The sequence below is a fragment of the Pseudomonas sp. P9_2 genome (assembly GCF_034008255.1).
Lineage (GTDB): Bacteria > Pseudomonadota > Gammaproteobacteria > Pseudomonadales > Pseudomonadaceae > Aquipseudomonas > Aquipseudomonas synxantha_A.
On sequence record NZ_CP125376.1, the window covers coordinates 1,851,630 to 1,864,227 of the forward strand.

The following is a 12,598-nucleotide window of genomic DNA, read 5'->3' on the forward strand; positions in this document are numbered from 1 at the left end:
ACCATCGTGCACCAACGTTTCCCACTTAGATAATTTGCCGAGCAGCGCTATGAGATCAGGATGATCCTGGCCTCGGCCAGGAGCTGTCATGTCTCAACCTCGTGCCCGGATTGCCTCCCAGTTAGGTCTCGCCCTTGCCGTGATTCTGGCTGTCGTTATCAGCGGCAGCACTGTGTTTGCCCTGCGTTCCCTCGACTCCGCCAACCTCGACACCCGTGAGGAGCACCTGGCCAGCGAGGCGCGTTTGCTCGCCGACCAACTCAATACCTTCCACAGCACCTTGCGCGAGAGTACCCAGCGTTTGAGCGGGCTGTTTGAAAAACGCTTCGGCGCCGGCCTGAGTGTGCGTGCCGACCAACCGGTGGCCGTGGCCGGTGTACAGACGCCGAGCCTGTACCTGGGTAATGAGGTGCTGAACAACAACTTCGAAGAAGTGGACGAGTTCAAGCAAATGTCCGGCGGTGTGGCTACCGTATTCGTGCGCAGCGGCGACGACTTTATCCGCGTGAGCACTTCCTTGACCAAGCAGGATGGCAATCGTGCCATCGGTACGGTGCTTGACCGCCAAGGCGCGGCATACCAGCGTGTTGCCGACGGGCAAACCTATATCGGCCGTGCGGTATTGTTCGACCGTTCCTACATGACCCAGTACAGCCCGGTACGTGACAGCAACGGCAAGGTCATCGCCGTGCTGTTTATCGGTTTCGATTACACCGACGCGCAGAACGCCCAGTTTGAAAACCTCAAGCGCTTCCGCCTCGGCCAGACCGGCTCCCTGGCGCTGCTGGATGAGCAGAAGCATTGGCTGGTGCCGCCAGCCGGCGTACAGGCGCCGGACCAGGCCATTACCGTGATGCTCGACCTGGCAAAGACGCCGGGGGCAGGGCGTTTCTGGAGCGACAAAAACGAAGATTTCTACAGCGTTTCGGTGCCGTTCGAAGGCGGCCCCTGGGCGGTGGTGGCAAGTATGCCCAAGGCGGAAATTCGCGCCGTGACGTGGGAAGTCGGGATCCGCCTGGTGATCGGCAGTGTGCTGGCGATGTTGCTGGCAGTGGGCGCCACGGTGTGGCTGTTGCGCAGCAAGCTGGCGCCACTGAGTGATTTGGTACGCCAGGCGCAAGCTCTGGGTGCGGGCGACTTGAGCGCACGCCTTAACGTGTCCAGCCATGACGAGATCGGGCAGTTGGCGCGCAGCTTCAATCAGATGGGTGAAGCGCTGTCGACCATGGTTTCGCATATCCGCAGTGCTGCCGAACAGGTCAACAGCCGCGCCCAGGCGCTGTCGGGGCTCTCCGGTGGTGCCTACGAAGGCATGGAGCAACAGTCTGGCGAGATCACCAGCATGGCCGGCGCGGTGGAAGAGTTCAGCGCTACCTCGTTGAACATCGCCGACAACATGGGCAATACCGAGCGCCTGGCGCAAGAGAATGCCCAGCAGACCCGGATCGGCCGCACCTCGATGCAAGAGGCGTCATCGTCGCTGGAGCATATTGCCACTGCCCTGAACAGCACAGCCGCAGTGATCAACACCTTGGGCCAGCGCTCCCAGGAAATCGGCGGGATCGTCGGTGTGATTACCTCCATCGCCGAACAGACCAACCTGCTGGCGCTCAACGCCGCCATCGAAGCCGCCCGCGCCGGTGAGCAAGGCCGCGGTTTTGCCGTGGTCGCCGACGAAGTGCGTAACCTGGCCTCGCGCACCCGCCAGGCCACCGATGAAATTTCGGCGATGATCCAGAGCATCCAGCAGGAAACCGGCAACGCCATCAGCACCATGGAACACGGCAAGGTATTGATGCAGGACGGCCTGTCGCGCAACGCCGACGTCGCCTCGGCCCTGGCGCGTATCGATGAGCAAAGCCGCTCGGCCGGCCAGCAATTCGCTGCGATCACCACCGCCACCCAGGAGCAGAGCAGCACCGCAACCCTGCTCAGCAGTAACTTGCAAAGCATTGCCCTGGCCAACAGCGAGCAGCGTGAAGTGGTGTCGAACCTGGCAGTCACCGCCAAGGAACTGGAAACCCTGGCGGCAGGCCTGCGTCAGGAGGTGGACCGGTTTCGTTGAGGCTTAGTGGTCGCCCAGCCCTGGGTCTACGCGCTTGCCGATGTCCTTGAGCCGCGCCAGTTGGTCGACCATGCCTGGCGCTTCATCCATGCTGGTCACGAAGGTCCACAGGTAAGTCATCACTGCGTAGATGTGGCCGGCCTTGACCGCTGGGGACAAGGCCAACTGGCTGATCGCGACCACAAACAGCAAAGCCGCGAGCGTACCGAGAAACAGGTACGCCGCAGCCTCGCGGTCTGAAAGCCAGATGCGCAGGCGTGACAGCACCTGGTAGTGACGTCGCAGGGTCGGCGCGCCGACTTTTTCGACCAGGCCGATTTCTTTCTCCAGGCGGTTATTCAGGCGCTCGTGTAGTTCCTGATTGCGCTGTGCAAAGCGTGGCAACAAGGTGATGCACAGCAGCAGCGCGGCCAGACAGGCCATGCCTACCCACGGCTCAATCACGATCAACATTACCGCAGCGCCCACGATCGATACCAACGCCGTGGCGATGATTGGCACGTGCTTTTCAAAGAAGTCGACAAACTCCCGTGCCAGCACCACCCGTGCCGCCGATTTCGAGGTGCTGTGGTTCTGTTGGCGCTGGTTGAGGATGACTGGCACCGCAAGGTCGGCGTAAATGCGCGTGAACGTGCGTGTATCCAGCGCTCGCCGTGCCGCCCCGACCACCCAGAACGCCATGACTACGGCGGCATAGAACAACGCACTGGTGGCATCGCCGCGGATAATCGAATCCACCGCGAACCCGGCAAACAGCGGGTAGGCCAACAACAGTGCGTTCTCCAGCGCCACCAGTGACAAAGTGCAAGACAGCTTGCCGGGATAAGCTTTGGCAATAGCCTTGAGTGTCTGGCTGGCGGACTGCTGGCCGATTTTCTGGCTTTGTTCGATCAGAATTTGTGGGGTGACGGATGTCATGGGTGCACCAAAGGAGTGATAGACGCTATTATTGAGCGACTGCTCAAGTATCCTTGAGCGATCGCTCAAAAAGCAAGCGCCGCTCATCTACCGGCGCCCGAAGGAATTGCCCATGTCGCGTATCGACCGTAAAGACCAGATCATCGCCGCCGCTCTTGAGCTGTTTCGCAGCAAGGGTTTCGCCGATGTGTCCACCCGTGACTTGGCCGAACATGCCGGGCTGTCGCGTAGTCACGTCTATCACTACTTCAGTGACTGGAATGAACTGCGTCGCGAAGCTTTTGTGCGCTTTGCCAATGAGCAATTGGATGAAGTGCGCGAGCCGTTGACCGATGCTCCACCGCTAGAAGCGCTTATGGGGTTCTTGCGCGACTGTCTGCCCAGCACCGCTGACGCCGCTTGGGCGCTGTGGCTCGACGCCTGGGACGAAGCCATGCACGACCCGCAAATGGCCCAGGCTTACCTGGTGATCAACGCCCAGTGGCAAGGCATGCTTGCCGAAGTGATCGAGCGGGGCGTTGCCGATGGCGTCTTTCGCTGCGAGTCGTGTCAGCGCGCTGCACGGCAGATCTTCGCCCTGGCGATGGGCTATGCCGATGACCTGATGCTCAAGCCTTCCGCAGAGTCGGCAGAAGCGGTGCTGGAAGAGGTGCTGGAAGTGGCGAGGCTGCTGCTGGATTTTGCCTGACAAGTGCTAGCCATGAGCGGCTGGTCGGTACTGCAGCGCCTCCGCCAAATGATGGCGGGCGATGCCTTCCACTTGCTCAAGGTCCGCCAGGGTGCGAGCCACCTTGAGCAACCGATGGGCTGCACGCAGCGATAATGTCAGTCGTTCGCACGCGCTTTCCAGCCAGCTTTCATCGGCTTTGGTCAACTGGCAGTGTTCGCGTAGCCGTGGCAGATCGAGGAATGCATTGGCACAACCCTGGCGCTGGTGCTGGCGTTCACGGGCTTGCGCCACCTGGGCGGACGCTTGCGCGGTGGTGTCACCGGCCTGTTGGGAGGGGCTCAGCGCAGTGACCTCCCGGGCGACTGTCAGGTGCAAATCAATCCGGTCCAGCAGCGGCCCGGATAGCTTGTTGCGATAGCGCTGTATCTGCTCCGGCGTGCACCGACAACGCCCGCTGGGTTCGCCCATGTAGCCGCACGGGCAGGGGTTCATGGCCGCGACCAACTGGAAGCGTGCCGGGAAACTCACCCGGTCCCTGGCTCGGGAGATCACGATATGCCCCGACTCCAATGGCTCGCGCAGCACCTCCAGTACCTTGCGATCAAATTCCGGCAGCTCATCCAGAAACAGCACGCCGTGATGGGCCAGGGTGATTTCCCCCGGCTGCGGCTTCGAGCCGCCACCCACCAGCGCCGGGCCGGATGCCGAGTGGTGCGGCTGGCGAAACGGGCGATTAGGCCAATGGCTAAGGGGGGTCAGGCTGACCACGGATTGGATCGCGGCCACTTCCAGCGCCTCCTGCTCGCTCAGCGGTGGCAGCAAGCCCGGCAGGCGGCTGGCCAACAGGGTCTTGCCGGTACCGGGTGGTCCGCTGAACAGCAGGTTATGTGCGCCGGCCGCCGCAATCAGCAAGGCACGCTTGGCTGCCAGTTGGCCCTGCACTTCACTCAGGTCCGGGTAAGGCTTGTTCAAGTACAGCAAGCCGTCGGACCTGTAGGGCTCAATCGGCACATGCCCATTAAGGTGCGCCACCACTTGCAGCAGGTGGTCCACCGCAATCACTTTGAGCCCCGACGCCAGGCAGGCTTCCTCGGCATTGGCCCTGGGCACTATCACGGTGCGCCCGGCCTTGCGCGCCGCAAGCGCGGCCGGCAACACACCCTTCACCGCCCGTACCTCGCCCGATAACGCCAACTCACCAAGGCACTCCACGTCATCAAGCATCAAGGCCGGCACTTGCACACTGGCCGCCAGGATCCCCAGGGCAATCGCCAGATCAAAGCGCCCGCCGTCCTTGGGTAGGTCGGCGGGCGCGAGATTGAGGGTGATGCGCCGGGCCGGGTATTGCAGCGCCGAGTTGAGAATGGCGCTGCGAACGCGGTCCTTGCTTTCCTTTACTGCAGTTTCCGGCAGGCCCACCAGCGTCAGCGATGGCAAGCCATTGGCCATATGCACTTCAACGGTGACGGCGGGGGCTTCGACGCCGACCTGGGCGCGGCTGTGCACGATAGCGAGGGACATGCTCGTTCCTTGAATGGGGGGCCGCTTCCTGCGGGTTTTTCAAGGGTAGACGAGGGGGGCGTCCAGCGAGGGAGGGAGGTTTTACAGAACGTATCCGGGCGGCAATGCAAAACAAATGTGGGAGCTGGCTTGCCTGCGATAGCGGTATGTCAGCAAAGAATCATCCGCTGATGCACCGCCATCGCAGCATAGATATCTACACAACTTTGTAGTCGCCAATGGTAACCACGATGCGAAGCGAGCCGCTCTTGATCTTGATCTTGATCTGCTTTTGATCTCAGGCGGCCCCCCAAATCACTGTCGGATTACGGGCACACCGAGCCTAAGCGAGGTGCCGAGTGGTGGGGCAAGAGCCTTTTGGTTACTTTTGGCTGGGCCGGCATTCCGGCTCTTTTCAAAAGTGACCCGCTGTAAAAGCGGAACCAACAGTGGCCGTTACCCAAAAAACGGATATGTACTCAGTCTGATCCAGCGTCTTGGTCGGCCCTGAGGCCGCCATCGGGGGCAAGTCGAATCGTCGCACCGCCCCTCCCACATTTGGATCGCGGTGCATCAGTTAGATAGCTATAAGCTGACAGGCAGCAAGCTCCCTTGCAGAGGAGCAGCAGCGTACCAAAGTTGTGTAGATACCCATGGCCATCGCAGGCAAGCCAGCTCCCACACTAACCGTGTTTATTCAGCAGAGGATGGCGCCAACCGCGCTTCAAGCTCAGCCACCTTCGCCTCCAGGCTCTCCAACCGCGCACGCGTGCGGGCCAGTACGACCATCTGGCTGTCAAACTCTTCCCGGCTGACCAGGTCGAGCTTGCTGAAGCCACTTTGCAGCAATGCCTTGAACTGGCTTTCGATTTCATTGCGGGGCAGCGGGGTGTCGCCGCTGAACAGGCGAGAGGCGTGGCCGCTCAGGGCGTCGAGGAGGTCTTTGGGCGCGAGCATGGGAAATATTCCGGAAAACAGTTGGCCGGCAGTGTATCACGCAGCGTCTATAGTCTTTTTCATGCTGCGTTGCGCACGGTTTTCGCGCATCAAAGCGGGCGGCTGCGCACCGTTTTGATGCGCATTGCGGCTGCACGTACGCCCCGTGGGTGGGCACGAGTGAGCAAGGGACTGATTTCAGTGATTTTTACGGAGCTGGCAAGGTTTCTGCTTAGACGATCATGACCCATGCACTGATGCAGTCGCTGTGACGAATGCAGTGCGCCGACGGATCAGGGGTACAGGTTTCGTCACCAGTGGATCGCTGGCGTCGCAACGGCAAATGCCGAGGCGACGATGCGTTACAAAGCCAGGCACTGCGCTTAGACTTGAGACGGGTTTGTTTTCCTGGGGCAAGTCCACCAATTCGGGAGAGAGTTTTCATGAAGCTAGTCACTGCCATCATCAAGCCGTTCAAGTTGGACGATGTACGCGAGTCACTGTCCGAGATCGGCGTGCAGGGCATTACCGTTACTGAGGTCAAGGGCTTCGGTCGGCAGAAGGGTCATACCGAGCTGTATCGTGGCGCGGAATACGTAGTCGATTTCCTGCCGAAGGTGAAGATTGATGTCGCCATTGACGACAAGGATCTTGAGCGGGTTATCGAGGCGATAACCAAGGCGGCCAACACCGGCAAGATCGGTGACGGCAAGATCTTCGTGGTCAATCTGGAACAGGCTATTCGCATCCGTACCGGCGAAACCGATACCGACGCAATCTAAGCCGCCAAACCCCAACGCCCCAGGAGAAAACACTATGACTCTGCGTAAATTCGCAGGGCTCGGAGCCCTGTTGTCCATCGTAATGCCAAGCCTGGCCATGGCGGCAGACGAAGTGGCTGCTCCAGTCCTCAACTCCGGCGACACCGCCTGGATGCTGACCGCCACCGCTTTGGTGCTGTTCATGACCATCCCTGGCCTGGCGCTGTTCTACGGCGGCATGGTCCGCTCCAAGAATATTCTGTCGGTGATGATGCAGTGCTTTGCCATCACCGGCCTGATCAGCATCCTGTGGGTCGTCTACGGCTACAGCATCGCGTTTGATACCACCGGTATGGAACAGGGTGTGGTCAACTTCAACTCCTTCTTCGGCGGCCTGGGCAAGGCGTTCCTGGCGGGTGTCACCCCGGCCAGCATCACCGGGCCTGCGGCGCTGTTTCCGGAAGCCGTGTTCATCACCTTCCAGATGACCTTCGCCATCATCACCCCGGCGCTGATCGTCGGTGCTTTCGCAGAGCGCATGAAGTTCTCCGCGATGCTGATCTTCATGGCTATCTGGTTCACCCTGGTCTACGCGCCGATCGCGCACATGGTCTGGAGCGGCAACGGTGGCCTGATGTGGGACTGGGGCGTGCTGGACTTCGCCGGCGGCACCGTCGTGCACATCAACGCGGGTGTGGCTGGCCTGGTGGCGTGCATCGTGCTCGGCAAGCGTAAAGGCTTCCCGACCACACCGATGGCTCCGCACAACCTGGGTTATACCTTGATCGGCGCGGCCATGCTGTGGATCGGCTGGTTTGGCTTCAACGCCGGCTCCGCTGCGGCGGCCAACGGCACGGCGGGCATGGCGATGCTGGTCACCCAGATTGCCACGGCTGCTGCGGCGCTGGGCTGGATGTTCGCCGAGTGGATCACTCACGGCAAGCCAAGTGCACTGGGCATTGCCTCAGGTGTGGTGGCCGGCCTGGTCGCCGTGACGCCAGCCGCTGGCACCGTGGGCCCGATGGGTGCCCTGGTGATCGGCCTGGTCGCCGGTGTGGTGTGCTTCTTCTGCGCCACCAGCCTCAAGCGCAAGCTGGGCTACGACGACTCCCTGGACGCCTTCGGCGTGCACGGTATCGGCGGTATCGTCGGTGCGATCCTCACCGGTGTGTTCGCTGCCCCGGCACTGGGTGGCTTCGGCACTGTGACCGATATCGCGGCCCAAGTCTGGATCCAGTGCAAAGGCGTAGGCTTCACCGTGATCTACACGGCGATCGTGACCTACGTCATCCTCAAGGTGCTGGACATGGTCATGGGCCTGCGTGTCACTGAGGAAGAAGAGGCGGTTGGCCTCGATCTGGCGCAACACAACGAACGCGGCTACAACTTGTAAGTACGCGAAAAAAACATGCCCGGCTTGCCGGGCATTTTTTTGTCTGGTGTTTGTCTTTGGCTAAAGGTGTATGGGTTTTTTATCAACTTTGTGATGGGATCCACACGGCACTTTTCAGAGTGCAAATGTCTTACAGGCATGAAGGCGTATTCGGCACTTTGTTTTTTCCCAGAGCGCGCTAGAATGCGCGCCGATGGGCGGAGAACTGTATGTGGCAACAGACCCTGATTACCCTGCGGGCCAAGCCCCGGGGCTTTCATCTGGTAACGGACGAGTTGCTTGCCGGCTTGCCTGAATTGAAGGCGTGCCGTGTGGGCCTGTTGCATCTGTGGCTGCAGCATACCTCGGCCTCTTTGACCGTCAACGAGAATGCCGACCCGGCGGTTCGCCGTGACTTCGAGCGTTTTTTCAACCTGCTGGTGCCACAGGGCCGCGCAGGTTTTGAACATAATGACGAAGGTCCGGATGATCTGCCGGCGCACTTCAAGGCCAGTCTGCTGGGCTGCCAGCTGAGTTTGCCGGTCAAGGCCGGCCGCTTGGCGATGGGGACCTGGCAAGGTGTTTATCTGGGCGAGCACCGTGATCATGGCGGTGCTCGTAAAGTCCTCGCCACCTTGCACGGTGAAGAGGCATAAGCCACTGGAAACCCGGTGGATGTTGATTTTTTTCCGGCGACCTCGACAGAGGGTGAAGCTGGGCTATAACTAATCTGCTTTTCGCAAGTCATGAGGTAGAACATGAGCGACGATGATCTGGAAAACGACGAACTCGAAGTAGGTGACGACGATGACACCGAAGAAAGTATTGACGTAGCGGCGGAAGACGTTGCTGACGATGCCGATGATGGCGGTGCCGATGATGCGGCTCCCAAAGCCAAAGGCAAAGCCAAGGCTGCGGTTTCGGTAGATGAGTTGCCGAGTGTTGAAGCCAAGAACAAAGAGCGCGATGCCCTGGCCCGAGCGATGGAAGAATTCCTCGCGAAGGGTGGCAAAGTGGTCGAGGTCGAGGCTAACGTGGTAGCTGACCCACCGAAGAAGCCGGATAACAAGTACGGCAGCCGACCTATCTGAAGTCCGCCTCTTGCTTGTAAGAAAAAGCCCGCCGTCGCTGCGGGCTTTTTCATGCCTGGAGCCATTACCAGTTCGCTGCAATACCTTGTGGGAGCAGGCAAGCCAGCTCCCACATTGGGGGGTAGTGTTAACCCCAGCGACTCAGCAGTGGCGGCAACTCCGTCAGGCTGCGAATCTGCGCATCCGGGTGCTTGTCACCCTCCCAGGCCTTGCCCGCGGGGTTAAACCACACCGCCCGCAACCCGGCCTGCTGTGCCCCGGCGATATCATCCCCAGGGTGATCGCCCACATGCACGGCCGCACTGGCGTCCACCCCTCCACGCTGCAACGCTTCGTCAAACAGCCGCGCATCCGGCTTGGCGATGCCGATATCTTCAGCGCGCAGGGCAAAGTGAAAGTAGTCCGCCAGGCCCACACGCTGCACATCGGCATTGCCATTGGTGATCACGCCGAGCAGGAAGTGCTGGCGCAGCGCCTTGAGCATCGGCTCGGCTTCCGGGAACACGGTGAGTTGGTGGCGTGCGTGGATGAACGCTTCGAAGCAGACATCCGCCATCTCTGTGGCCTCAGGCTGGGGATAACCGGCCTCCTCGAACGCATGCATCAACACGCGATGACGCAGCAGGCTGATACGGTGTTTGAGTTCGGGATGACGCTGCAGCACCTGCTGGCGCAGGCTGGCGAAATGTTCCAGGGGCAGATCGCCCACCTTGGCGGCGTTGGCTGCCAGCCATTCGCGCATCGACGCTTCGGCGCTGATGATGACGGGTACGTTGTCCCAGAGGGTGTCGTCCAAGTCGAAGGTGATCAGCTTGATACTCATGAGTCGCTGCCTTTGATGCGTTTGGCCCGTGGATGGGCGCTGTCGTACACCGTTGCCAGGTGCTGGAAGTCCAGGTGTGTATAGATCTGAGTGGTCTTGATGTCGGCGTGGCCGAGCAGTTCCTGTACGGCGCGCAGATCCTGGGAGGACTCCAGCAGGTGGCTGGCGAAGGAATGGCGCAGCATGTGCGGGTGCAGATTCTGCCCCAGCTCCCGCTCGCCGGCGGCCTTGACCCGAAGCTGGATCGCTCGGGGCCCCAGGCGTCGGCCTTGCTGGCTGACGAACACCGCATCGTCCGCCGGGTTGGTCAAAAGGCGCAATGGCAGCCATAGCTGCAAGGCTTCGCGGGCTTTTCTGCCCACCGGCAGCACGCGGGTCTTGCTGCCTTTGCCGAGCACTTGTATCAGGCCATCGGCGAGGTCCAACTGATCGAGGTTCAGGCTTGTCAGCTCCGACAGGCGCAGGCCCGAAGAATAGAACAGCTCAAGGATTGCCTGGTCGCGATGGGCCAGGAAGTCATCTTCTACCGCACCATCGAGCAGCTGCAAGGCACGATCGGTATCCAGGGTCTTGGGCAGGCGCCGCTCGCCTTTGGGCGGGGACAGGCCATTGGCCGGGTCGTGATCGCACAGGCCTTCGCGATTGAGGTAGTGATAGAGGCCGCGCACTGCCGACAGCAGGCGAGACAGGCTGCGCGAGGACTGGCCTTGCTGGTGCAACCGGGCGATCAGGCTGCGCAGGGCCTGGATATCCAGGGCCTTCCAGCTGCTGACGTGCTGTTTTTCGCAATAGGCCAGGACCTTGTTCAAGTCCCGCCGATAAGCTTCCAGCGTGTGGGGCGACACTTGGCGCTCATTGCGCAGGTGAGCGCAGTAGGCGTCCAGTTGCCGCTCCATGGTCAGCGCACCGCGCGCAGTGTGGTGGTGTGACGCGGCAGGACGCGGCCCAGCACTTCGGCGATGTAGGTCAGGAACAGCGTGCCCACCGAGCTTTTGTAGTGCGCAGGGTCACGGCTGGCGATGGCCAGCACGCCGTGCAAGCCTTGATGGCTGACGGCGATGACGGCGGTAGAGCCGATCTGCTTGCGCTGCTCGGCGCCAAACAGGAAGTCCAGTTCATGTTCACGCAAGGTGCCGCTGACAGTCTTGCCTTCGGACAGCAGGCCGCCGATGGCTGTCTGTGCTTCGCCACCTGTGACCCAGCGACCCACCGGCATCGGGTTGTCGCTGAACAGGATCAGGCTGACAAAGGGCACCTGGAAGTCCTCGCGCAGGCTGTCTTCCACGGCAATCACCGTTTCTTCCAGGCTGGCGGCGTCCATCAAGGTCAGGATCAGGCGGCGGGTCTTGTCGAACAGGCGGTCGTTGTCACGGGCCACATCCATCAGGTGGGAAAGCCGATGGCGCATTTCAATATTGCGCTCGCGCAGGATCTTCATCTGCCGCTCCACCAGCGACACGGTATCGCCGCGCTGGTGGGGAATGCGCAAGGCCGGCAGCAGTTCTTCATGCTCGACGAAGAAGTCCGGATTAGCCTCAAGGTACGCCGCGACAGCAGCGGCCTCCAGGCTTTCACTCGGGGTAGCGTGTGCGGGTACTTGAGGCTTATCGGTCATTGGCTTGGCTCACTCATAGACGGACCTGTCCTTCGTATACACGCGAGGCCGGCCCGGTCATCATCACCGGGTGGCCAGGGCCTGCCCATTCGATGGACAAGCGTCCACCGGGCAGGTCGATCAGCAGCGGCGAATCCATCCACCCCTGGCTGATCGCGGCTACGGCAGCGGCACAAGCGCCGGTACCGCAAGCCTGGGTTTCGCCGGCGCCGCGTTCCCAAACGCGCAATTGCGCGCGGGTACGGTCGATCACCTGCAGGAAGCCCACATTGACCCGCGCGGGAAAGCGCGGGTGATGTTCGATCTTCGGCCCCAGTTCGTGCACCGGGGCATTATTGATGTCGTTGACCCGCAATACCGCATGGGGGTTGCCCATGGACACGGCGGCGATATCCACGGTTTTGCCATCCACGTCCAGCGGGTAACTGAGGGCCTGCTCGGTGGTCTGGAACGGAATATCCGCCGGCACCAGGCGTGGCGCGCCCATGTTGACGCTGATCTGGCCGTCACTGCGAATATCCAGTTCGATCACGCCACCCTTGGTTTCGACGCGAATCTGGCGCTTGGCGGTCAGGCGCTTGTCCAGCACAAAGCGTGCAAAGCAGCGCGCTCCGTTGCCGCACTGTTCCACTTCGGAACCGTCGGAATTGAAGATCCGGTAGCGGAAATCCACCTCCGGGTTGCTCGGCGCCTCCACCAGCAGCAACTGGTCGAAACCGATGCCGGTGTGACGGTCGCCCCACTGTTTGGCGTGTTTGGGCAGGATGTGCGCGTGCTGGCTGACCAGGTCGAGAACCATGAAATCATTGCCCAGCCCGTGCATCTTGGTAAAACGCAGCAGCATGGC

At 61.1% G+C, this 12,598-nt stretch carries 13 protein-coding genes and 1 pseudogene; 7 read left to right on the top strand and 7 right to left on the bottom strand.

All coding sequences use genetic code 11. From position 1 onward, the window contains the following. Positions 1-88: 88 nt before the first annotated feature. Together QMK52_RS27340 and QMK52_RS27345 are read left to right on the top strand one after the other, a co-directional pair. Positions 89-1,162: pseudogene (locus tag QMK52_RS27340) on the top strand (Cache 3/Cache 2 fusion domain-containing protein); the annotation flags it as partial. A gap of 180 nt (positions 1,163-1,342) precedes the next feature. Beyond that, positions 1,343-2,065, top strand: a complete 723-nt coding sequence (locus QMK52_RS27345) for a methyl-accepting chemotaxis protein (protein WP_371920243.1) — start codon at positions 1,343-1,345, stop codon at positions 2,063-2,065. A gap of 3 nt (positions 2,066-2,068) precedes the next feature. On the opposite strand, the gene QMK52_RS08075 is transcribed toward QMK52_RS27345, so the two are convergent. Then, positions 2,069-2,983 (bottom strand): ABC transporter six-transmembrane domain-containing protein, encoded by a 915-nt coding sequence (locus tag QMK52_RS08075; protein ID WP_194439574.1) that lies wholly within the window; start codon positions 2,981-2,983, stop codon positions 2,069-2,071. A 112-nt stretch (positions 2,984-3,095) separates the two neighbouring features. On the opposite strand from QMK52_RS08075, the gene QMK52_RS08080 reads away from it, so the two are divergent. After that, positions 3,096-3,671, top strand: a complete 576-nt coding sequence (locus QMK52_RS08080) for a TetR/AcrR family transcriptional regulator (RefSeq protein WP_005792458.1) — start codon at positions 3,096-3,098, stop codon at positions 3,669-3,671. 6 nt (positions 3,672-3,677) lie between these two features. Here the strand turns inward: QMK52_RS08080 and QMK52_RS08085 are convergent, their stop codons facing one another. Next, the gene (locus QMK52_RS08085) at positions 3,678-5,174 is read right to left on the bottom strand and encodes a YifB family Mg chelatase-like AAA ATPase (protein ID WP_320403996.1); all 1,497 of its coding nucleotides are present in this window, start codon (positions 5,172-5,174) and stop codon (positions 3,678-3,680) included. 672 nt (positions 5,175-5,846) lie between these two features. Continuing rightward, entirely contained in the window at positions 5,847-6,110 is a 264-nt protein-coding gene (locus QMK52_RS08090) for an accessory factor UbiK family protein (RefSeq protein WP_005792456.1), read from the bottom strand. Between the two features lie 422 nt (positions 6,111-6,532). Between QMK52_RS08090 and glnK the strand changes: the two genes are divergently transcribed. The 4 genes from glnK to sutA all read left to right on the top strand — a co-directional run bounded on the left by glnK (position 6,533) and on the right by sutA (position 9,313). After that, positions 6,533-6,871 (top strand): P-II family nitrogen regulator, encoded by a 339-nt coding sequence (gene glnK / locus QMK52_RS08095; protein WP_005792455.1) that lies wholly within the window; start codon positions 6,533-6,535, stop codon positions 6,869-6,871. Between the two features lie 34 nt (positions 6,872-6,905). Continuing rightward, positions 6,906-8,243 (top strand): ammonium transporter, encoded by a 1,338-nt coding sequence (locus tag QMK52_RS08100; RefSeq protein ID WP_005792454.1) that lies wholly within the window; start codon positions 6,906-6,908, stop codon positions 8,241-8,243. A gap of 209 nt (positions 8,244-8,452) precedes the next feature. Next, positions 8,453-8,878 carry a secondary thiamine-phosphate synthase enzyme YjbQ gene (locus QMK52_RS08105; protein WP_005792453.1) on the top strand — a complete coding sequence of 142 codons (426 nt, stop codon included), beginning with the start codon at positions 8,453-8,455 and terminating at the stop codon, positions 8,876-8,878. Positions 8,879-8,980: 102 nt separating this feature from the next. Continuing rightward, positions 8,981-9,313, top strand: coding sequence for a transcriptional regulator SutA (sutA, locus tag QMK52_RS08110; protein ID WP_005792452.1), 333 nt, complete (start codon positions 8,981-8,983; stop codon positions 9,311-9,313). Between the two features lie 127 nt (positions 9,314-9,440). On the opposite strand, the gene QMK52_RS08115 is transcribed toward sutA, so the two are convergent. The 4 genes from QMK52_RS08115 to dapF are packed head-to-tail and all read right to left on the bottom strand — an operon-like array spanning position 9,441 to position 12,595. Next, a complete protein-coding gene (locus tag QMK52_RS08115; protein WP_005792450.1) occupies positions 9,441-10,136 on the bottom strand; it encodes an HAD family hydrolase in 696 nt (231 codons plus the stop codon). Beyond that, on the bottom strand, positions 10,133-11,032 hold the full coding sequence (gene xerC, locus QMK52_RS08120; RefSeq protein ID WP_032878757.1) for a tyrosine recombinase XerC: 900 nt from the start codon (positions 11,030-11,032) through the stop codon (positions 10,133-10,135). Before xerC ends, QMK52_RS08115 begins: the two co-directional genes overlap by 4 nt. A 2-nt stretch (positions 11,033-11,034) precedes the next feature. Next, positions 11,035-11,751, bottom strand: coding sequence for a DUF484 family protein (locus QMK52_RS08125; RefSeq protein ID WP_005792447.1), 717 nt, complete (start codon positions 11,749-11,751; stop codon positions 11,035-11,037). A gap of 13 nt (positions 11,752-11,764) precedes the next feature. After that, a complete protein-coding gene (dapF, locus tag QMK52_RS08130) occupies positions 11,765-12,595 on the bottom strand; it encodes a diaminopimelate epimerase (RefSeq protein ID WP_320403997.1) in 831 nt (276 codons plus the stop codon). Positions 12,596-12,598: the final 3 nt, after the last annotated feature.